16 protein-coding genes are annotated in these 21741 nt (G+C 71.8%); 8 read left to right on the top strand and 8 right to left on the bottom strand.

Annotated elements, in window-relative coordinates:
• Positions 1–47: 47 nt before the first annotated feature.
• From OG406_RS14320 to OG406_RS14305, 4 genes are all read right to left on the bottom strand, one after another.
• Positions 48–3857, bottom strand: coding sequence for a multifunctional oxoglutarate decarboxylase/oxoglutarate dehydrogenase thiamine pyrophosphate-binding subunit/dihydrolipoyllysine-residue succinyltransferase subunit (locus OG406_RS14320; RefSeq protein ID WP_266616480.1), 3810 nt, complete (start codon positions 3855–3857; stop codon positions 48–50).
• A gap of 282 nt (positions 3858–4139) precedes the next feature.
• Positions 4140–5276, bottom strand: a complete 1137-nt coding sequence (locus OG406_RS14315; protein WP_164371849.1) for a HAMP domain-containing sensor histidine kinase — start codon at positions 5274–5276, stop codon at positions 4140–4142.
• A gap of 62 nt (positions 5277–5338) precedes the next feature.
• Positions 5339–6076 (bottom strand): response regulator transcription factor, encoded by a 738-nt coding sequence (locus tag OG406_RS14310; protein ID WP_081219389.1) that lies wholly within the window; start codon positions 6074–6076, stop codon positions 5339–5341.
• 112 nt (positions 6077–6188) lie between these two features.
• Positions 6189–6866 (bottom strand): spermidine synthase, encoded by a 678-nt coding sequence (locus OG406_RS14305; protein WP_266846902.1) that lies wholly within the window; start codon positions 6864–6866, stop codon positions 6189–6191.
• A 296-nt stretch (positions 6867–7162) separates the two neighbouring features.
• Between OG406_RS14305 and OG406_RS14300 the strand changes: the two genes are divergently transcribed.
• Entirely contained in the window at positions 7163–8044 is an 882-nt protein-coding gene (locus OG406_RS14300; RefSeq protein WP_443067080.1) for a rhomboid-like protein, read from the top strand.
• Between the two features lie 37 nt (positions 8045–8081).
• Here the strand turns inward: OG406_RS14300 and OG406_RS14295 are convergent, their stop codons facing one another.
• Positions 8082–8822, bottom strand: coding sequence for a GNAT family N-acetyltransferase (locus OG406_RS14295; RefSeq protein WP_329186066.1), 741 nt, complete (start codon positions 8820–8822; stop codon positions 8082–8084).
• Between the two features lie 251 nt (positions 8823–9073).
• On the opposite strand from OG406_RS14295, the gene lon reads away from it, so the two are divergent.
• Positions 9074–11488: an endopeptidase La gene (gene lon, locus OG406_RS14290; RefSeq protein WP_081219392.1), complete on the top strand. Its 2415-nt coding sequence runs from the start codon at positions 9074–9076 to the stop codon at positions 11486–11488.
• 162 nt (positions 11489–11650) lie between these two features.
• On the opposite strand, the gene OG406_RS14285 is transcribed toward lon, so the two are convergent.
• Positions 11651–12469: a lysozyme gene (locus tag OG406_RS14285; protein ID WP_329186065.1), complete on the bottom strand. Its 819-nt coding sequence runs from the start codon at positions 12467–12469 to the stop codon at positions 11651–11653.
• Between the two features lie 280 nt (positions 12470–12749).
• Between OG406_RS14285 and OG406_RS14280 the strand changes: the two genes are divergently transcribed.
• Entirely contained in the window at positions 12750–13289 is a 540-nt protein-coding gene (locus tag OG406_RS14280) for a MarR family winged helix-turn-helix transcriptional regulator (RefSeq protein WP_385630811.1), read from the top strand.
• A 143-nt stretch (positions 13290–13432) separates the two neighbouring features.
• On the opposite strand, the gene OG406_RS14275 is transcribed toward OG406_RS14280, so the two are convergent.
• Positions 13433–14221 (bottom strand): protein phosphatase 2C domain-containing protein, encoded by a 789-nt coding sequence (locus tag OG406_RS14275; RefSeq protein WP_267048524.1) that lies wholly within the window; start codon positions 14219–14221, stop codon positions 13433–13435.
• Between the two features lie 359 nt (positions 14222–14580).
• On the opposite strand from OG406_RS14275, the gene OG406_RS14270 reads away from it, so the two are divergent.
• From OG406_RS14270 to OG406_RS14250, 5 genes are read left to right on the top strand one after another with little or no spacing between them, the layout of a single operon-like run.
• Positions 14581–17661 carry a sensor histidine kinase gene (locus OG406_RS14270; RefSeq protein ID WP_329186063.1) on the top strand — a complete coding sequence of 1027 codons (3081 nt, stop codon included), beginning with the start codon at positions 14581–14583 and terminating at the stop codon, positions 17659–17661.
• Positions 17658–18161 carry a roadblock/LC7 domain-containing protein gene (locus tag OG406_RS14265; RefSeq protein ID WP_164371842.1) on the top strand — a complete coding sequence of 168 codons (504 nt, stop codon included), beginning with the start codon at positions 17658–17660 and terminating at the stop codon, positions 18159–18161. Before OG406_RS14270 ends, OG406_RS14265 begins: the two co-directional genes overlap by 4 nt.
• Positions 18158–18568, top strand: coding sequence for a DUF742 domain-containing protein (locus OG406_RS14260; RefSeq protein ID WP_164371841.1), 411 nt, complete (start codon positions 18158–18160; stop codon positions 18566–18568). Before OG406_RS14265 ends, OG406_RS14260 begins: the two co-directional genes overlap by 4 nt.
• Positions 18549–19187: a GTP-binding protein gene (locus OG406_RS14255; protein WP_081219399.1), complete on the top strand. Its 639-nt coding sequence runs from the start codon at positions 18549–18551 to the stop codon at positions 19185–19187. The genes OG406_RS14260 and OG406_RS14255 overlap by 20 nt, the downstream gene beginning before the upstream one ends.
• A gap of 30 nt (positions 19188–19217) precedes the next feature.
• Entirely contained in the window at positions 19218–20480 is a 1263-nt protein-coding gene (locus OG406_RS14250; RefSeq protein ID WP_266616494.1) for a styrene monooxygenase/indole monooxygenase family protein, read from the top strand.
• Here the strand turns inward: OG406_RS14250 and OG406_RS14245 are convergent.
• On the bottom strand, positions 20444–21664 hold the full coding sequence (locus OG406_RS14245; protein WP_329186057.1) for a C40 family peptidase: 1221 nt from the start codon (positions 21662–21664) through the stop codon (positions 20444–20446). The two genes, OG406_RS14250 and OG406_RS14245, sit on opposite strands and share 37 nt — an antisense overlap.
• Between the last annotated feature and the right edge of the window lie 77 nt (positions 21665–21741).

Genomic DNA, 21741 nt, shown 5'->3' with positions numbered 1-21741 from the left:
TCGGGCCGGGCCCTTCGTTCGTACGGCCGTGACGAGGGAGCCGAGGACTAGGCCTCGAACACCTCACGCACCAGCTGCTCCTGCTCCGCCTGGTGCCGCTTCGCGGAACCGACGGCGGGCGACGAGGAGTGCGGACGCGAGATGCGGCGCAGGCGCTCGCCGTGCGGGACGTCCGCTCCGACCGCGAGGTCGAGGTGGTCGATCAGGTTGAGCGCGATGAACGGCCAGGCACCCTGGTTCGCCGGCTCCTCCTGGGCCCACAGGTACTTCTCGGCGTTCGGGTACTTGGCGATCTCCGCCTGGAGCTCGGCACCCGGCAGCGGGTACAGACGCTCGATGCGGATGATCGCCGTGTCCGTGGAGCCGCGCTTCTTCCGCTCGGCCTCCAGGTCGTAGTACAGCTTGCCGGCGCAGAACACGACCTTGCGCACGGCGGCCGCGTCGACCGTGTCGTCGCCGATGACCGGGCGGAACTCGCCCGTCGTGAACTCCTCCGCCTTCGACGCCGCCGCCTTCAGACGCAGCATCGACTTCGGGGTGAAGACCACCAGCGGCTTGTGGTGCGGGTTGTGCACCTGCCACCGCAGGAGGTGGAAGTAGTTCGACGGGAGGGTCGGCTGCGCGACCGTCATGTTGTTCTGCGCGCACAGCTGGAGGAAGCGCTCGATCCGGGCCGAGGAGTGGTCCGGGCCCTGGCCCTCGTAGCCGTGCGGGAGCAGCAGGGTGACGCCGGACGTCTGGCCCCACTTCTGCTCGGCGGCCGAGATGTACTCGTCGACGACCGTCTGAGCGCCGTTGACGAAGTCGCCGAACTGCGCCTCCCACATGACCAGCGCGTCCGGGCGGGCCAGCGAGTAGCCGTACTCGAAGCCCATGACCGCGTACTCGGAGAGCAGCGAGTCGTAGACGTTGTAGCGGGCCTGCTCGTCCGAGAGGTACTGGAGCGGGGTGTAGTCCTCGCCGGTGACCCGGTCGATCAGCACCGCGTGGCGCTGGCCGAAGGTGCCGCGGCGCGAGTCCTGGCCGGACAGCCGGACCGGCGTGCCCTCCAGGAGCAGCGAACCGATGGCGAGGGTCTCGCCCATGCCCCAGTCGATCGTGCCGTCCTCGATCATCGCCGCACGGCGCTGGAGCTGCGGGAGCAGCCGCGGGTGCACGGTGACGTTGTCCGGGATGTTGACCTGGGACTCGGCGATCCGCTTCACGACCTCCTGGGAGACCGCGGTGGGCACGGCGACCGGGAACTCGGCCTGGACGTCCGGGGTGTGCGCCTCGGGCGCCTGGGCGACGGCCTCCCGGACCTCCGTGAAGACCTTCTCCAGCTGGCCCTGGAAGTCCTGCAGCGCCTGCTCGGCCTCTTCGAGGGTGATGTCGCCGCGACCGATGAGGGACTCGGTGTAGAGCTTGCGCACCGAGCGCTTCTTGTCGATCAGGTCGTACATCAGGGGCTGCGTGAACGCCGGGTTGTCGGACTCGTTGTGACCGCGGCGGCGGTAGCAGATGAGGTCGATCACGACGTCCTTGTTGAACGCCTGACGGAACTCGAACGCGAGCCGCGCGACCCGGACGACGGCCTCGGGGTCGTCGCCGTTCACGTGGAAGATCGGCGCCTCGATCATGCGGGCCACGTCGGTGGCGTACATGGAGGAGCGCGACGACTCCGGGGCGGCGGTGAAGCCGACCTGGTTGTTGATGACGATGTGGACCGTGCCGCCCGTGCGGTAGCCGCGCAGCTGCGACATGTTGAGCGTCTCGGCGACCACACCCTGGCCGGCGAAGGCCGCGTCACCGTGCAGGGCGACCGGCAGGACGGTGAAGTCCGTGCCGCCCTTGTTGATGATGTCCTGGCGGGCGCGGACGATGCCCTCGATGATCGGGTCGACCGTCTCCAGGTGGGACGGGTTCGCGGCCAGCGAGACCTTGATCTGCTCGCCGTCGAGGCCCGTGAAGGTGCCGTGGGCGCCCAGGTGGTACTTGACGTCGCCGGAGCCGTGCATCGACTTCGGGTCGAGGTTGCCCTCGAACTCGCGGAAGATCTGCGCGTACGACTTGCCGACGATGTTCGCGAGGACGTTCAGCCGGCCGCGGTGGGCCATGCCGATGACGACCTCGTCCAGGCGGGACTCCGCGGCGCTGTCGATGACGGCGTCGAGCAGCGGGATGACGGACTCGCCGCCCTCCAGGGAGAAGCGCTTCTGGCCGACGTACTTCGTCTGCAGGAAGGTCTCGAAGGCCTCCGCGGCGTTCAGCCGGCGCAGGATGCGCAGCTGCTCCTCGCGCTCCGGCTTGGAGTGCGAGCGCTCGATGCGGTCCTGGATCCACTTGCGCTGCTTCGGGTCCTGGATGTGCATGAACTCGACACCGGTGGTGCGGCAGTACGAGTCGCGCAGCACGCCGAGGATGTCGCGCAGCTTCATCAGGGACTTGCCGGCGAAGCCGCCGACCGCGAATTCCCGCTCCAGGTCCCACAGGGTGAGGCCGTGCTCGGTGATGTCCAGGTCGGGGTGCTTGCGCTGGCGGTACTCCAGCGGGTCGGTGTCGGCCATGACGTGGCCGCGGACCCGGTAGGAGTGGATCAGCTCGAAGACACGGGCGGCCTTCGTGACGTCGTCGTCGTGGCTGGCGTCGATGTCCTTGAGCCAGCGGACCGGCTCGTAGGGGATGCGCAGCGCCTCGAAGATGTCGTCGTAGAAGCCCTGCTCGCCGAGGAGCAGGTTCGCGACGATCCGCAGGAACTCGCCGGAGGCGGCGCCCTGGATGACCCGGTGGTCGTAGGTCGACGTGAGCGTCATGACCTTCGAGATGCCGAGCTTGTTCAGGGTGTCCTGGGAGGTGCCCTGGAACTCCGCGGGGTAGTCCATGGAGCCGACGCCCATGATGACCGACTGCGCGGGCATCAGGCGCGGCACCGAGTGGACGGTGCCGAGGCCGCCGGGGTTGGTCAGCGAGACCGTGACACCGGAGAAGTCGTCCATCGTCAGCTTGCCGTCACGGGCCCGGCGGACGATGTCCTCGTAGGCCTGCCAGAACTCGAAGAAGTTCAGCGTCTCGGCCTTCTTGATGCCGGCGACGACGAGCTGGCGGTCGCCGTTCGGCTTCACCAGGTCGATGGCGAGCCCGAAGGTGACGTGCGCGGGCTTGACGAGGGTGGGCTTCCCGTCCTTCTCCGCGAAGTGCCAGTTCATCGACGGCATGGCCTTGATGGCCTGCACCATCGCGTACCCGATGAGGTGGGTGAAGGAGATCTTCCCGCCCCGGGCCCGCTTCAGGTGGTTGTTGATCACGATGCGGTTGTCGAAGAGCAGCTTCACCGGGACCGCGCGCACGGACGTGGCCGTGGGCACCTCCAGCGAGGCGTTCATGTTCTTCGCGACGGCACCGGCGGGACCGCGCAGGGTCACGTACTCCGGGCCCTCGGGCGCCTCCTTGGCCGGCTCGGCCTTCGGCTGCGCGGCGGCCGGAGCGGCCTTCGCGGGAGCCGGGGCGGCGGCAGCGGGCTTCGGAGCCGCGGGAGCGGCCGCCGGAGCGGGCGCGGGCGCCGGAGCGGCGGGAGCCGCCTGAGGGGGAGCCTGGCGCGCCGCTGGCGGCGCGGGCGCGGCCGGAGCGGCCGGCGCGGGTGTGGTGGTCCCTGCGGCCCCCGCGGCCGCAGTACCCGCCGGAGCCGAGGCGGCGGGCGCCCCGGGCTTGTAATCGGCGAAGAAGTCCCACCAGGCTCGGTCTACGGAGTTCGGATCCTGGAGGTACTGCTGATAGATCTCGTCGACGAGCCACTCGTTGGGTCCGAAGGCCGCAGCGGGGTTCTTCCCGGCTTGGTCCTCGGTCGAAGTGCTCGAGTTACTGGGGGACTGTGGCGACACGGCGGCAACCGCCCTCTTCCGCTTCACAAGGTGATGGACAGCGGGAATAAAGGCTACGCCTCCCCGGCCGGGTAGGTCAGGCCGGGCCCGTCCAACGTCGTGCAAGTCACATCGGAATCCGTGTTTCGCGCAGGGAAATGGCGGGAAACAAGCGGGGTTCCGCTTCTGGAAGGGTACGCCCGGACGCGGGCTGCGGCACGACTCGCGCGGTCGTGTGCCTGATCACACGTGTACGTGTGCGGCGACCGTGATGGATCTTGCGGCTCCGCTTCGAACTTTACGTCAACTTGGCAGAGAAGGAAGTCCCGGAAGGATGACCTGGATCCGGCAACCCCGCTCGGATTCGGCCACACCGATCCGGCCGCCGTGCAGATCGACCGCCCAGCGGGCGATGGCCAGGCCGAGGCCCGTGCCGCCGTCGCTGCCCGGGCCGTGCGGTGCGGGTACCCCGCCGCGGTTGAACCGCTCGAAGACGCGGTGCCACTCCGACTTCGGGATGCCGGGTCCCTCGTCCAGGACCTCCAGCGACAGCGACTCCGGGTGATCGCCCCGTCGCGCCCTGACCGTCACCCGGCCGTGCGCCGGACTGTGCTTGACCGCGTTGTCGATGAGATTCGCCACGACCTGGTGGATCCGCTCCGGGTCCGCGTGCGCGGTCAGCTCCGGAGGGGACACGTCGAGGTGTAGATGGACGTCGGTGCGGGTGTGGCTGCCGGAGCCGGACGCGATGTCAGCGCGCGCCGAGGCGACCATGTTGGCCTCCTTCAGCACGCCCGACAGATACGGCCACACCTCGAAGCGCCGGCGGCGCAGCGGGACCACGCCGTTGTCCAGGCGGGACAGGTCGAGCAGCGTCTCCACGAGACGTCCGAGCCGCTCCGTCTGCTTCAGCGCCGTGCGCATCGTCTCGGGGTCGGCGGCGGACACCCCGTCCACGACGTTCTCCAGCACGGCCCGCAGCCCCGCGATGGGGGTGCGCAGCTCGTGCGAGACGTTCGCCACGAGTTCCTTGCGCTGGCGGTCCTGGGCCTCCAGCTCGTCCGCCATGAGGTTGATGGTCTGGGCGAGGTCGCCCAGCTCGTCCCGCCGGTCGTCCCGCACCCGGCGCGTGTAGTCGCCGTGCGAGATGGACCGGGCCACCGCGTTCATCTCGTCCAGCGGCGCGGTGAGCGAGTGCGCCACGAACTGCGTGATCAGCAGAGTGGCGATCATCGAGAACACCGTGATGAAGCGGAGCTCCGTCTTGGTGTGCACCGCGATCATGGACAGACCGGTGGTGATGAGCACCGAGATGACGACCAGGGTGCCCAGCTTGGTCTTGATCGAGAAGGGCCGGAGACCGCCCCAGGGGCCCGTGCCCCTGCGCTCCCCGGAGGAGCGCGCACCGAGCCCGCGCCCCCGCTCGCCGAGCACGCTCATCCCATCAGCCCCTCACGAAGGTCCCGGCCATGAAGGTCCCGACGTTCCGACGGCGGCCCCGCTCAGGGAGTCGGGGTCTCCAGCGCGTAACCCACGCCGTGCACCGTACGGATCCGCTCGGCACCGATCTTGCGGCGCAGCGCCTTGATGTGACTGTCCACGGTCCGGGTGCCGGACGCGTCGGCCCAGTCCCACACCTCGGCGAGCAGCTGCTCGCGCGAGAGTACGGCACGCGGGGTGTTCGCGAGGCAGACCAGCAGGTCGAACTCGGTGGGCGTGAGGTGCACGTCCTCGCTGCGCACCCGCACCCGGCGCTGTGCGTGGTCGATCTCCAGCTCGCCGAGGCGCAGGATGCCGCTGCGGGGCGTGGAGGCGGCGACCACGGCGCGCTCGACCCTGCGGAGCAGGACGTGCACGCGAGCGGCCAGCTCACGCATCGAGAACGGCTTCGTCATGTAGTCGTCGGCGCCGACGCCGAGTCCGACCAGCATGTCGGTCTCGTCGTCACGCGCGGTGAGCATCAGCACCGGCACCGGGCGGGCGGCCTGCACGCGACGGCAGACCTCCAGGCCGTCGAAGCCGGGCAGCATGATGTCGAGGATCAGCAGATCGGGCTGCCAGGCCTCGGCCGTGTCCACCGCGGCGGGACCGTCGCCCGCGGTTTGCACGAGGAATCCCTCGGCGCGCAGGCGGGCCGCGATGGCCTCGACGATCGTCGGGTCGTCCTCGACCACCAGCACCCGGCGCTGAGCGCCCTGTGTCGCCGCCGTGCCGTTCTGGGAGGTGTGTGTCTGCTCCATCGCCCGCCCCTGAGTGTGCTTTCCGGAATCCGTGGGGTGATCCCATGACTGCGCTTGACGCTTGAATGATCCGCGTCAGGAAAGCAGAGTACGGGCAGGCAAGGGGCCTCGGCTATCCAGGCCTTACCGCGAGATGCACCACGTCGGGAACGCCCCGGGCAACGGGGATCTCTTCGGTACGGACCCGTTGGAATCCGGCATTCCGCAAGGTTCCTTCAAATTCCGGAGAGGGCTGGGCCGACCACACGGCCAGTACGCCGCCCGGCTTCAACGCCCTTGCGCAGCTTGCGAGTCCGGCCTCCCCGTACAGGCCCGCGTTGCCCTCCGTGACCGTCCAGCCGGGTCCGTTGTCGATGTCGAGACACAGGGCGTCGAACGTGTCGGAGATCTCATTGACGTAGTCGAGGAGATCGTCCTCGACGATCTCGGTGCGCGGGTCGGCCAGGGCCGTCGCCGACAGCTCGGCGAGGGGACCCTCGCGGTGCCAGTCGACGATGGCCGGCTCCCGCTCGACCACCGTGATCCGCCCCCAGCGCGCGTCCGCGGCGGCGTGCGCGAGGGAGAACCCGACGCCGAGCCCGCCGATCAGCACGCTCGGCTCCGGTCGTGCGTCCAGGGCGTCACGGGCGGCGTCCACCAGCAGGCGCTCGGAACGCCCGTCGGAGGTGTCCATCAGGAAGCACCCGTTGGCGATGATCTGGAGCAGCGCCCCGTGACGCCGCAGCACCACCTCGCCGTACGGGCCCTGGCGCCGGTCGATGACCACAGGGGTGTCGTACGTGGCAGTCATGGCCGCCATCCTGGCACCGGTCGGGCACGGAGGGGTGGAATATCCGGGTCGTGCACCGGTCCGAGGTCCAGGGGCCGCCTCCGTGGGTGTCGCGGTCTCCCTCGCTCCGACTCTCCCCGCCCCTCTCTCTGCCTCTCCCCGTCTCTCCCCTTCTTTTCTTTACGTGTCCGCATCGCGAGGAATCCCGGAGGTGTCCTGAGGAGTTGCTGAGAATCGCCCCCGCACGCGCGGTGCCGGTCATGGACGGCGGCTGACGGGGAACGGAGCCTGGGACGCGAGGGAAGGGGTCCTGCACGGTGAACCGGAACAGCGACGGGCGACACCCGGCCGACGGGACGTCCGCCGAGCGTGGCGCGGCTCGCGTAGAGCGATCCCTTACCGGTGCCCCCTCGGGGCCGAGCGGTACCGGGCCGGGGCTTCTCGGCGGACTGCCCCGGCAGCGGAGCGCGCCGACGACGACGGGGCAGTCCGCCGGCCCGGCGCCGTCGCCCGCCGCCTCCGGACCCACGGTCGAGGCGGCGCGCCTGCCGGTGGCGATCCGATCCGCCCTCCGGCTCCTGCCCACCCCGCTCGGCACACCCTTCACGTTCGGGTACGCCCTTGTCCTCGCGGTCACCTCGTACGTCGCGAGCCACGCGGACCCCGCGATCGTCCGCTCCCTGCACCAGGCGTCCAGCACGGACGTCGCGCACCTCGTGCGGTATCCCGTGGCGGTGCTGTTCGCGAGCGCGCTGTGGATCGTCGGCGGGTTCCTCTCGCCGTACGCGGCCGGGTTCCTGCTCGTGCTGACCGCGCTGGAGCGGCGGATCGGGGGAGCGCGGGCCGCCGGTGTCTTCCTGCTCGGGCACGTGGTCGCCACGCTGGCCACCGAGGTGCCGGTCGGGCTGGCGGTGTGGGCGGGGCACCTGCCCGGCAGTTCGCTGCACCGGTTCGACTACGGCATCAGCTTCGGTGTCGCCGCGAGCGTCGGTTCCCTCGCGGGGCTCCTCTCGCCGTGGCTGCGGTGGCCGCTGCTGACCCTCGTCGGCTCGGTCCTCGCGGAGGACCTGATCCTGCTCGACGACCCGATGACGAACTGGGGCCACCTCCTGGCACTGGCCCTCGGTGTCGCGACCTGGCCCCTGGTGCGGCGCGCGGCGCGGGCCCGCGCGGTCGCTTCCGCGCCGGTCCGGACCTGACCCGCCGGCCGCCGGGACCCCTCGACGCCGGCTCCCCTCACCTGCCGAGCCCTTCACCCGCCGGGTGTCTCGGCCCCCCGGAACCGCTCCCGGCGCCGCCGTTTCCCGGCCCCTGGGGATGGTCCGCCCCGGTGTACCGCGCGCTCAGCAGCGGTGCCTCCACGCGCCAGCCCAGTGACGCGTAGAGCGCCCGTCCCTCCGGTGTTCCCGCGAGGACGGCGGTCTCCGCGCCCTGCTCCGCCGCCGCCCGGGCGAGCGTGCGCATGACCGTGCGGCCGAGCCCCCGGCGCCGGTGCCCGGGCGACGTCTCGACCTGGTCCACGACGGCCGTCGCTCCCGTCGTGGCGATCTGGCCCCGGGCGGCCCAGGAGCCGTCCGACGCCGTGACCAGGACGCGGGTGACGCCGGCGCGGGACCAGGCGCGCAGCCGGTAGTCAGGGGGGAGGGGTCCGTCCGGACCGGTGTCCTCGGCGGCGGCCAGGGGAGCGGACATCAGGTATCCGGGCTCGGGGTCGGTCCACCAGCCCTCGCCGAGCAGGGGGCGGACGGCCGACGGTTCGGCGAAGACCTTGAGCCAGACGCCGGGCGCGGTCACCGCGTCCGCGACCTTGCGCACCGCCGCCGCCTCGACCCGGTCGTTCGTCTCCCCGATCACGTGCCGCGTGACGTGCCCCTCCTGCCCGACGTCGATCGTGTAGCCCCACGCCCGGACCACCGGCGGCGCCGCCCCGCGGGAGACGACCCATCCGTCCACCCAGGCCCGCACGATCCTGTCCACCCCTGCCCCCTGTTCCCGAGCCGTCCCCCGGGCGGCCCGCCGCACCGAGCATGTAACGGCTCTATGTAGCTAATGACCCTTACGGAGGGGATGATGTCAGGCCGGCCGCCCCCGCGCCACACCTGCCGCGCGGCGGACCTGATTCCAGCGGCTCCCGCGTGATCGCTCACAGCGAACAGTCCCCGGGGAACATTGGGGGACTCCGATGCATTGAGTCCACATAGCTCAACTTGTGTGCCGAAGGGAAGATCATGGCTTCGACGTCCGCATCACTCACCCTGCCCGTGCTGCCGCTCGACGACGAGGTCGTGCTGCCCGGAATGGTGGTTCCGCTCGATCTGAACGACGCCGACGTGCGGGCCGCCGTGGAGGCAGCCCAGGCCGCCGCTCGTTCAACGCCCGGCAAGCCCCAGGTACTCCTGGTCCCGCGTATCGACGGCACGTACGCGAGCACCGGTGTGCTCGGCACCGTCGAGCAGGTCGGCCGACTGGCCGACGGCGACCCCGGCGCGCTGATCCGCGGCCGCGGGCGCGTGAAGGTCGGTGCGGGCACCACCGGTCCCGGAGCCGCGCTCTGGGTCGAGGGCACCCGGGTCGACGAGACCGTGCCCGACCCGCTGCCCGGCCGCGTCACCGACCTGGTCAAGGAATACAAGGCCCTGGCCACCAGCTGGCTGCGCAAGCGCGCCGCCTGGCAGGTCGTGGACCGCGTCCAGCAGATCGACGACGTGTCCGCGCTCGCCGACAACTCCGGTTACTCCCCCTTCCTCTCCGTCGAGCAGAAGGTCGAGCTGCTGGAGACCGCCGACCCGGTCGCCCGTCTGAAGCTCGCCACCGAGCAGCTCCGCGAGCACCTCGCCGAGCAGGACGTCGCCGAGTCCATCGCCAAGGACGTCCAGGAGGGCGTCGACAAGCAGCAGCGCGAGTTCCTGCTGCGCCGCCAGCTCGAAGCCGTACGCAAGGAGCTGCGCGACCTCAAGGGCGAGGAGGGCGAGGAGGAGTCCGACGACTACCGCGCCCGTGTCGAGGCCGCCGACCTGCCGGAGAACGTGCGGGAGGCCGCCCTCAAGGAGGTCGAGAAGCTGGAGCGGTCCAGTGACCAGTCGCCCGAGGGCAGCTGGATCAGGACCTGGCTCGACACCGTCCTCGAACTGCCGTGGAACGAACGGACCGAGGACCAGTACGACATCCAGGGCGCTCAGGCCCTGCTCGACGCCGAACACGCCGGCCTGGCCGACGTGAAGGAGCGCATCACCGAGTACCTCGCCGTGCGCAAGCGCCGCTCGGACCGCGGTCTCGGGGTCGTCGGCGGCCGGCGCGGCGGTGCCGTGCTCGCGCTCGTCGGCCCGCCCGGCGTCGGCAAGACCTCGCTCGGTGAGTCCGTCGCGCACGCCATGGGCCGCAAGTTCGTCCGCGTCGCCCTCGGCGGCGTCCGGGACGAGGCCGAGATCCGCGGCCACCGCCGTACGTACGTCGGCGCGCTGCCCGGCCGGATCGTCCGCGCCATCAAGGAGGCCGGGTCGATGAACCCGGTGGTCCTGCTCGACGAGATCGACAAGGTCGGCTCCGACTTCCGGGGCGACCCGGCGGCGGCGCTGCTCGAAGTCCTCGACCCCGCGCAGAACCACACCTTCCGCGACCACTACCTGGAGGTCGAACTCGACCTCTCGGACGTGGTGTTCCTCGCGACGGCCAACGTGCTCGAAGCCATCCCGGAGGCCCTGCTCGACCGTATGGAGCTGGTCCGCCTCGACGGCTACACCGAGGACGAGAAGGTCGTCATCGCCCGGGACCACCTGCTGCCGCGCCAGCTGGAGCGGGCCGGTCTGGAGAAGGACGAGGTCGTCCTCGACGAGAGCGCGCTGCGCAAGCTCGCCGGGGAGTACACCCGGGAAGCCGGCGTGCGGAACCTGGAGCGGGGCATCGCCCGGCTGCTGCGCAAGGTCGCGGCCCAGCACGAGCTGGGCGAGCGGGAGCTGCCGTTCACGGTGACCGACGCCGACCTGCGCGGACTCGTCGGGCGCCCGCACCACGTGCCCGAGTCCGCCCAGGACCCGGCCGAGCGCCGCACCGCGGTGCCCGGTGTCGCCACCGGTCTCGCCGTGACCGGAGCGGGCGGTGACGTCCTCTTCGTCGAGGCGTCGCTGGCCGACCCGGAGACCGGCGCCGCCGGTCTGACCCTGACCGGTCAGCTCGGCGACGTGATGAAGGAGTCCGCGCAGATCGCGCTCTCCTTCCTGCGCTCGCACGGCGCGGAGCTCGAACTCCCCGTCGGCGACCTGAAGGACCGGGGCGCGCACATCCACTTCCCGGCGGGCGCGGTCCCCAAGGACGGACCGAGCGCGGGTGTCACGATGACGACCGCCCTCGCGTCGCTGCTCTCGGGCCGGCTGGTGCGCACCGATGTGGCCATGACCGGTGAGGTCTCGCTGACCGGCCGGGTGCTGCCCATCGGCGGGGTGAAGCAGAAGCTGCTCGCCGCGCACCGGGCGGGTGTCACGACGGTGATCATCCCGAAGCGCAACGAGGCCGACCTGGACGACGTCCCGGCGGAGGTCCTGGAGAAGCTGGACGTCCACGCCGTCACGGACGTCCGTCAGGTCCTGGAGCTGGCACTGGCGCCGGCGACGAACGGCGCGGTGCCGGAGGTTCCGGTGGCGGCGTGACGGACGCCCATCGGAGGGGAAGGCCCGGGTCCCGTGAGGGAGGCCCGGGCCTTTCCCGTGCGCCGGGTGCGGGCCTCGGCGGTGCGCCCGGTGCGCCCGGTGGGCCCGGTGCGTACGGGGTGGTCGTCCGGGTGACCGCCCCCGTACGCAGTCCGCCGGCGGTCAGCCGTTGGCGAGGGCCACCACGCGGTCCAGGGCTCCGTTGAACTTGTCGTGGTCACCGACCGTCGGGCCGGACGACGTGTACTGCCACATCGTGTAGTAGCCCCAGCCGGCCGGCAGCGTCCCCGGCCCGGTGTCGTACCGGGCGATCCACAGCGGGTTGGCGGCGGCGAAACCGGCGTAGTTGCCGGTGCACTGGCTCCACCAGCTGGTGGCCGTGTAGATCACCGCGTCGCGCCCGGTGCGGGCCTTGTACTGGGTGAGGAAGCTGCTGATCCAGCTGACCATCGCGCTCAGGGTCTTGCCGTAACAGGCGGCACCGTACGGGTTCCACTCGATGTCGAGCGTCCCCGGCAGCGTCTTCCCGTCCTTGGACCAGCCGCCTCCGTGATCGACGAAGTAGTTGGCCTGGACGGCGCCGGTCGTGGTGTCGGGGGTGGCGAAGTGGTACGCGCCGCGGATCATGCCGACGCCGTAGGAGCCGTTGTACTGCTGGGTGAAGGAGGGATTCGTGTAGTACGTGCCCTCGCTCGCCTTCGTGTAGGCCCAGCGGACCCCGCTGTTCCACAGCGTGGCCCAGGCCACGCTGCCCTGGTAGCCGGAGACGTCCACCCCCTCGGTCTGGGCGGCCCGGGTGCCGGTGGGCAGGCCGCCCTGGCCGTCGTGGGCGACGACTCCCATGCCCATCCGCGCGGAACCCCGGGCGGGGACGTCCGCGGCGGACGAGGGGAGCGTGGACAGGAGGGAGAACGCGGCGAGCAGGGTTCCGGCCGCGAGCAGGCGCAGGCGGCGGGCCGTTCCGGATCTGTGCACGGGCATGTGCGTGCCTCCGAAGGGCGATGGAGCTCCACTGGAGCTCGGTGGGGGGAGAGCGCGGGCACGCGGGCCTTGGGGAACAGGTCGTCGTTGACCCAGAATGGCGTGCGCATGCCAGCGATATAAGTGCCTGATAAAGAAGCTACGCACGTAGACCACGGCGTGGGAAGAGGGGCCGGGCGCTGCCGTTGGTCTACGCCTGCGAAATACTGGCGGAGCTGCGGTAACGGGCGAGTTCCGGCGGAAACTTTCAGGATCGGGAAACCGAGTCAGGGGTGCTGACGTGCACGATCACGGCAACGGCGACGGGCGTCCGGTCGCGTCCGACGCGTCCGACGCAGCGGGCCACGCGGCGGACCGGCCCGTGGACCACGGCGACGGGGTGCACGAGTTCCTGTCCCTGGAACGCGAGTTGACCCTGTTCCTGCGCCGGGCCCGCGCCAGCCAGGGCGAGATGGCCCGCGAGGTCCACCCCGATCTGGAGTCCGCCGCGTACGGGCTGCTCGTCCGGCTCGACGAGTGCGGCCGCCAGCGCGCCACCGAACTCGCCGCCTACATCGGCGTCGGCAAGGCCACCATGTCCCGGCAGCTGCGCGCCCTGGAGGAGTTGGGCCTCGTCGCCCGCGAACCCGACCCGGCCGACGGCCGCGCCTGGCTCGTCCACCTCACCGACGAGGGCCGCGGCCGGGTGACCAGCGTCCGTGAGGCCCGCCGTGCCCGCTACGTCCGCCAGCTCGCCCACTGGGACCAGGACGAGGTCGCCGAACTCGCCCGGCTGCTGCACCAGCTGAACTCCGGCATGGAGAAGCACGCCCACGGCTGAACTTCGGAACGGAGAGGCCCGTCCGCGGCTGGACTGGCTGGACTGGCTGGACGCCGGAAGGCAGAGGTCCGCCCACGGCCGAACGTCCTTATGGGAGGCCCGTCCGCAGCCGGGCGGCACCGCCCGGCACGGTCCGGCGTCGCTCACAGTTCCGCGAACAGCACCGTCGCGTCGTCGTGCGTCTTGCTCCGCCGCAGGTGCAGCCGCTCCACCGCGTCCGCGCGCTCCAGTTCCCTGACGCGGTCCACGAGGGACGCGGAGCCCTCCTTGCGCACCAGCGCGAACAGATCGGCCCAGTCGCCCTCGTGGAACTTCTCCACCCAGCGGGTGGCGCCGTCCGTGAGAGCGGCCAGGGCGCGGACCGAGGCGCGGGGCAGCGTGCCCGTCACCGCGCGGGCGGCCACCGCCGGATCCGCCGCCGCCGTGAAGAAGCCGCCCTCCCTGTTGCGGACGGTGGCATCGGCCACCGCGTCCGAGGCGAGGGAGGCGCGCGGCACGCGGGAGAGGCGGTCGTCGAGCAGCGCGGTCACCTCGCCGGCGGGCGATTCCACCAGCAGGGCCGAGTCGGACAGGACCAGATACTCGACCTCGGAGGCGGACCACCGTACGAGGACGACGGTTGCCTGAGGCGTCCTTGGGTGAGAAAGGTCACAGGTCGCGGCGTGCGCGTCGGCCACCCGGCGGATCGCCTCGGCCAGCACCTCCCGCAGCGTCACATCGCCCTGCGAAACGGACAGTTCGAGCAGGGCTCCGCCGAGCCGCGCGGAGAACCAGGCGACCGTGTGCCGACAGCCGTAGTCGCTCCGGGGCGGAGTCACCCCGTCCAGCACGACGAGTGAACCGCCCTGTCCTGAAGCGGGAAGCCCGACCGATGCGAAGTCCTCATTGGGGCGGGCCGGGTCGCCGGGCTCCGTGACGAGTTCAGTGCGCATCACGCCAGTCTGCACGAGCCCTTCACAAGGCTCACGAAAGCCCGGCAACGGTCGCCGAACTCCTGCCGACCACCAGCCCGGAAGCCGGGTTTGGCATGGAATGATCGACTCCGGGAACACGTGGCGGCGAATACTGCCAAAGCCCGGTCCCGACGTCCAACCGGCCCGCCGCGCGGGCCCGTGGCAAGCGCCGCAGGAACTTGCCCGCCAACTCCCCTCCGGGGTTCACTCCTTCGGGTGGCGGGCCGGACGAAGCGGGACCACCGCCCACCGGCACTGGGAGGGTCGGGAGCCGTACCGGGCGGACGCCGCGATCGACGGGACGTCACCCGGGCCCCAGATGGGTACACGAGTCAGGAATGCGAGCACCGGTGCAGAAGACGCGGCCGAGGCGCACAGGCAAGAAGACGGTCTCCACCTCCGCGGAGGGCGGCGCCGTCGGCGACGCCACCGGCTCCACACGCCGGGGCAGGACCGCCCACGTACGCAACCGGCTCATCGTCGCCGTGGCGGTCGTCGCGGCCGCCATCGCCGGAGCCGGCGCGCCCACGGTGCTGGCCGCCTCGCGGCAACTGAACGACTCCCAGAACCTGGTGACGCTCTCCCAGCGCACCCAGCAGGCCCTCACCCTCGCGCACTCCCTGGCCGACGAACGCGACGACGTCACCTCCTACGTCGCCGCCGGCCGCCCCAAGGCCAAGGCGCCCTCCGAACAGCGCGGCGCCCGCGTCGACCGGCAGGTCGACGAACTGCGCGCCGACGAGGACGCCCCCGCCGCACTCCTCAAGGACCTGGACGGGATCGCCGCTCTGCGGCGCGCGGCCCTCACCGGCAAGAGTTCCGCCCTCGAAGCGCACCAGGCGTACTCCGAGGCCATCGCCGAACTCCACGCCCTCGCCGAGGACCTGGCCGACCGCATGCCGGTCCGGGCCGGCTCCGGCGCGCACGCGCTCGCCGAACTGGACACCGCCGTCCAGCAGTCCGCCGCTGCCCGCGGCCTGCTCCTCGCGGCCCTCGCCATCCCGCGCACCACGCAGACCGTCGTCGACCCCATCACGGGCCTGGCGACCACCACGAACACCTCCTCGGCCGCCGGCGCCAAGCAGCGCGACGCGCTGAGCGGCGCCGCCCAGCAGGCCCGGGTCCGCTCCGACGCGGCCCTCGCCGGCTTCCGGGAGACGGCACCCGAGAAGGCCGTCACCTCCTACGACTCCACGGTCACCGGCCCCGACGTCGGCTCCGCGGACAAGTACCTGGCGGGCCTCACGGACGAACCGAAGCTCGCGGACGGGGAACTCGACACCTCCGCGGAGAAGCTGAACGCCGCGCTGTCCGCCCGCATCGACCTGATGCGCGGCGCCGAGTCCTCGCTGAACGACCACCGCACCAAGGACCTCGAACAGCTCCGCGACGACGACGTCACCGCCCTGGAGATCCGCGTCGTCCTCCTCGGCGCGCTCCTCCTCGTCGCGGTCGGCGTCACGATGGCCATGGCCCGCACGCTCACCCGGCCGCTCTCCGTGCTCCGCCGCGGTTCGGCCCGTCTCGCCGCCGACCCCGGCTCCCAGGAGCCGGTCACGTTCACCGGCCGCAACGACGAGTTCGCCCAGGTGGTCCGCTCCGTCAACGCGCTGCACGAGCACGCCGCGGCGCTCCAGGAGCGGCACGCCACCCTCGAAGGCGACCGCAAGCACCTCATCGGCCAGCGCCAGCTGATGGCCGACGAGCGCGACAAGCTCCGCATCGAACTCGCGGCGGCGGCAAGCCACTTGGACCAGGTCCGCGGCACCATCCACGGCACCTTCGTCAACCTCGCGCTGCGCACCCTCGGCCTGGTGGAGCGACAGCTCGGCGTCATCGAGGGCCTCGAGGAACGCGAACAGGACCCGGACCGCCTCGCCACCCTCTTCAAGCTCGACCACTTCGCCACCGTCATGCGGCGGCACAGCGAGAACCTCCTCGTCCTCGCGGGCGCCGAACACGTCCAGCACCACGCGAGCCCCGTCCCGCTGGTCGACGTCGTACGGGCCGCGGTCAGCGAGATCGAGCGCTACGAGCGCGTACGGATCGCCGCGCTGCCGCCGCACGCCCACCTCGCCGGGTTCGCCGCCGACGACCTCAGCCACCTGGTGGCCGAACTCCTGGAGAACGCCTCGTCGTTCTCGCCGCCCGACCTGCCCATCGAGGTCTCCGGCTGGCTCCTGGAGAGCGGCGAGGTGATGCTCTCCGTGCAGGACGAGGGCATCGGCATGACGGACGAGCGGATGAGCCAGCTCAACACCCGGCTCGCCGACTTCGACCCCGAGGACGCCTACGACCAGGAGAGCGGCGAGGGCCTCGGACTCGGCCTCTACGTGGTGGCCCGGCTCGCCCACCGGCACGGCGTCCGCGTACAGCTGCGCGAGCAGAAGCAGGGCGGGGTGGCCGCCGTGGTCGTCCTGCCGAAGTCCCTGCTCGCGGCAGCGCCCTCGTCCACCGTCCCGGCCCCGGCCACCCGGCTCGCCGGAGCCGCCCCCTCGGTCGCCCTGCCCGGCGCCGACGCGGAGGCCAACTCCAACGTCCTGCGCGGCCGTTCGGTCATCGCTCCGCCCCCCGCCGGTGACGAGGACCCGTTGATCGCCGCGGCCCAGGCGGCCGAACGGGACGCCGGTGACCCCACCCCGGACGGAACGCCCGAGCAGGCCGCCGACCCCGCGCCCGGCTCCGCGCAGACCCCGGTCATCCCGGCGCCCCGCGAGCCGCTCCCGGCCGCGGCCCCGGCACCCGAGGCCACGCCCGAGACCACCATGGAGCTGCTGCTCCCGGACCTCGCGACGGACGCCCAGGAGCCGCACCCCGCCGCCCCGGCGGCCTACCCGGGCACCGAGACCCCCGCGGCCTTCGGCGAACCGGACTCCGGCGCCACGCCGGCGCCGTCCGGCACGGACGTCTCCGCCGGGCCGCTGCCCCGCCGCGACGGCACACGCACCCCGTCCGCAGCCGCGTCCACCGGAGCCGGAACCCGCCCCGACGCGGCCCCCGCGCCCTCGGAGCCGCCGCCCGCACCGACCGGCACCGGCACCGACCCTTACGCCATCGGCCCCGACAGCCATGAGCGAGCCCCCGATGAGCGCCCCCGGCTCACCGACAAGGGCCTGCCCAAGCGGACGCCGAAGATCTCCGCCCCCGCCGCGGCGCCGCGCCCCCGGGTGGGCGGCGTGGACGCCGACGCCCTGCGGCGCCGGCTCGGCGGGTTCCACCGGGGCGCGGTCGAGGGCCGCCGTGAAGTGGAGGCCGAGATCGCCGACCGGACGGGGGAGACACCCGCCCCCGCGGGACACACCCCGCCGGCACCCGCGCCCACCGCACACGCGCCCGCGGGATCCACGCCCACCGGGCGCCCGCGCACCGCACAGGACGTAGAAGCATCGGGGGGCACCGTCGAGGAGGCAAGCAGTTGACCGCGCCCAGTACCTTCGGCCTGAGCAGCGAAGCCCGAAACCTGCACTGGCTGTTGACGAATCTCGTCGAGGAGGTGCCGGGCCTCCAGTCGGTCGCGGTCGTCTCCTCCGACGGCCTGCTGCTGCTGTCCTCCGACCCCGGCCGCAACGCCGAGGCCCGGACGGCCGACACCACCCGGCCCGCGGGACCCAAGGGTTCCGCGGCCGACCTCGCCACCATCGTCTCCGGCATCGGCAGCCTCACCATCGGGGCCGCCAAACTGATGGACGGCGGCGGCGTCAAGCAGACGATGGTCGCGATGGAGGAGGGCAGCCTCTTCGTCATGTCGATCAGCGACGGCTCGCTCCTCGGTGTGCACGGCTCCCCGGACTGCGACATGAGCGTGGTGGCGTACCACATGGCGCTCTTCGTCGGCCGGGCCGGACACGTGCTCACGCCCGAACTGCGCACCGAGCTCCGAAAATCCCTTGAGGCCGAAGCGCTCGGGAGTGCCCGATGACCGTGTCGAACGGTGTTCAGAAGCTCCCCGTGCGCGGCGGCGACCGCAAGCCCGCCCGGGTACGCCCCTACTCGCTCACCGGCGGACGGACCCGCTTCGGGCACGTCCTGCTCGTGGAGACCTTCGTGGCCGCGCTGGAGGCCCCGGAGGAACGCAAGGAACTGACGAACGGCTCGCTCGCCACCCGGGTCATGCCCGAGATGCGGGCCATCGTCGAACTCTGCCGCCGTATGCGCACGGTGGCCGAGATCGCCGCCCTCCTCAGGATGCCCCTCGGCGTGGTCCGAGTGCTGCTGAGCGACCTGGCGGACCAGGGAAAGATCCGTGTGTACGGAACAGGTCACGGCCCGGGACAGCCGGACCGCGCTCTGCTGGAAAGGGTGCTGAGTGGACTCCGTCGTCTCTGACGCCGCACCTGGCGTCGCCCCCCTCCTCGACGATGAGGAGAACCTTCAGGCCTGGCAGACGGACCGCACGCGTGCGCCGATCGCCACCAAGATCGTGGTGGCGGGCGGCTTCGGCGTCGGCAAGACCACCATGGTCACCGCCGTCTCGGAGATCACGCCTCTCCAGACGGAGGCGCTGATGACCCAGGCCAGCGAGGAGACCGACGACCTCACGGGGACGCCGGACAAGGTGACCACCACCGTGGCCATGGACTTCGGCCGCATCACCCTCGACGACGACCTGGTGCTCTACCTCTTCGGTACGCCGGGGCAGCAGCGGTTCTGGTTCATGTGGGACGACCTGGTGCGCGGCGCGATCGGCGCGGTGGTCCTCGCCGACACCCGTCGGCTGTCGGACTGCTTCCCGGCCCTCGACTACTTCGAGAGCTGCGGCCTGCCGTACGTCGTCGCCGTCAACCACTTCGACGGCAGCGAGCGGTTCGAGCCGGACGACGTGCGCGAGGCCCTGACCGTGCCCCCGCACATACCTGTCATGATCATGGACGCGCGCCGCCGGATCTCGGTCGTCGAGACCCTGCTGGCCGTGGTCGGCCACGCGCTGGAAGTCAGCCCCGAATAGGGACGCCTAGGTCCTAGGAGAAACACCCGCATGCGGAAGATACTCGTCGTCGGAGCCGGCCAGTCCGGACTCCAGCTCGCCCTCGGCCTCCAGTCGCAGGGATACGAGGTCACCCTGATGTCGAACCGGACGGCGGACGAGATCCGCACCGGCCGGGTCATGTCGACACAGTGCATGTTCGACACGGCACTTCAGCACGAGCGCGATCTCCAGCTGAACTTCTGGGAGTCCCAGGCCCCGCGGATCGAGGGCCTCGGCGTCTCGGTCGCCGCCCCCGGCTCCTTCGACCCGGGCCCCTCGCAGCGCGCCATCGACTGGGTCGGCACGCTCGACGGATACGCGCAGTCGGTCGACCAGCGGGTCAAGATGGCCGGCTGGATGGAGACCTTCGCCCAGCGCGGCGGCCAACTCGTCATCCACGGCGCGGCCGTCTCCGACCTCGACTACTTCTCCCGCACGTACGACCTGGTGCTGGTCTCGGCCGGCAAGGGCGAACTCGTCTCCATGTTCGGCCGCGACGCCTCCCGCTCGCCGTACACCGAGCCGCAGCGCGCCCTCGCGGTCGCCTACGTCCACGGTCTGGGCCCGCGCCCCGAGCACCCGGACTTCGACGCCGTGCGCTGCAACCTGGTCCCGGGCGTCGGCGAGCTGTTCATCATGCCGACCCTCACCACCTCGGGCCGCGCCGACATCCTCTTCTGGGAGGGCGTCCCCGGCGGCCCGCTCGACGTCTTCAACGGCGTCAAGGACCCCGCCGAGCACCTCTCGCTCACCCTGGAACTCATGGAGCGGTTCACGCCCTGGGAGTACGCGCGGGCGACGAACGTCGAACTCACCGACGCGGGCGGCACGTTGTCCGGGCGCTACGCCCCGACGGTCCGCAACCCGATCGGCCGGCTGCCCGGCGGCGGCCTGGTCCTCGGTGTCGCCGACGTCGTCGTGGCCAACGACCCGATCACCGGCCAGGGCTCCAACTCGGCGTCCAAGTGCGCCGCCGCCTACCTCGCCTCGATCGTCGAGCACGGCGACAAGCCGTTCGACGAGGAGTGGATGCAGGCGACGTTCGACCGCTACTGGGACACCGCGCAGCACGTCACCAAGTGGACGAACGCCATGCTCGGCGCCCCGCCGGAGCACGTGCTCAACCTGATCGGCGCGGCCGGCCAGCTCCAGCCCGTCGCCGACCGCTTCGCCAACGGCTTCAACAACCCGGCCGACTTCGAGAACTTCTTCTACGACCCGGAGAAGACGGGCGCCTACCTGGCCTCGGTCGCCGGGGCGACGGAGGCGTAGCCCTCGTCGCTTCCGTCCGTGGCGTTCTCGGGGAGCTTCGGCGGCGTGTAGTGCCGCAGGGGCTCCCCGCCCGGGTCGGGGCGGACCGCGCCGAGCAGCGGGTTGGCCGCGATGGGGGAGACCTTGACGTCGGTGCCGGGCCGCGGCGCCTGCACGACCATGCCGCCGCCCAGGTAGAGGGCGACGTGCGTGGCCTCGGGGAAGTAGACCACCAGGTCGCCGGGGCGCAGCTCGTCCAGCGGGACCCTCGGGAGGTCGGCCCACTGCTCCTGACTGGTGCGCGGCACGGGTTGCCCCGCCCGGTCCCAGGCCTGTGAGGTGAGCCCCGAGCAGTCGTAGGCGGCCGGGCCCTCGGCGCCCCACTCGTAGGGCTTGCCGATCTGTCCGACGGCGTAGCGCACGGCCCGCTCGCCCGCCGACGACGGCGCCCGCTCGGTGCTGAGCGCTCCGGACGTCATGAGGGTCCGCTGCGCCGTGTCCGTCCCGGCCTTCTCGGTCCTGTTCAGTTCGGCGATCTGGTCCGCGGTCAGCGAGGCGAGCAGCTTCTGCACGGCGTCGAGGCGCGCGCGCACCGCGTCGCGTTCCTTCTTCTGCCGTCCGGCGAGCGACAGCTGACCGTCGAGCGCCTTGCGGGCCGCCCGCGCGAGCACGTCGATCCGCTTCTCGCTGCCGCTGACCCGCTGCACGGTCTCGGCCCGCTCCAGCGACAACTGCCCGATCACATGGCCCTGGTCGAGCGCGTGCTGCGGATCCCGGGCGAGCAGCAGCCGTACGTACGAGGAGATCTCGCCGCTGCTCTGGTACTGCTGCCGGGCCAGCCGTCCGGCGGCACCGCGGCTGTCGTGCAGCGAGAGGCGGGCCGTGGCGAGGCGGGCGTCGAGCCGGTCGGTCTCCGCGCGCTGCTTCTTCAGCTTCTCCGCGGTGCCGTTGTACGTCTCGGTGGCCTTCTCGGCCTCCCGGTACAGCCGCTGAAGCTCCGTCAGGAGTGTGGCCGCGGACCGCGGGGCGTCGGGGGCGGCGGCGCCGTCGGTGCCATCTCCGCCGTCTGTCGCGAGGCCGGCGGAGTTGTCGGAGCTGTCGGCGGTCGGGGCGGGGTCCGGGACGGCCACCGCGGGGGACGGCGCGAGCAGTGCTCCCGTCACCACCGCAGCCGTACAGACCAGACGCAGAAGCCTTCCTGACATGCCATCACCTCCGGTGCCGGGGTGGCCCGTCGACCACCCGTCTCGCACCGGCAGGATCGAGCCGCCGCATCCCGGGC

Source organism: Streptomyces sp. NBC_01428, from assembly GCF_036231965.1.
Lineage (GTDB): Bacteria > Actinomycetota > Actinomycetes > Streptomycetales > Streptomycetaceae > Streptomyces.
The sequence above is the reverse complement of the archived record's forward strand: the minus strand, read 5'-3'. Positions and strand labels throughout refer to the sequence as shown.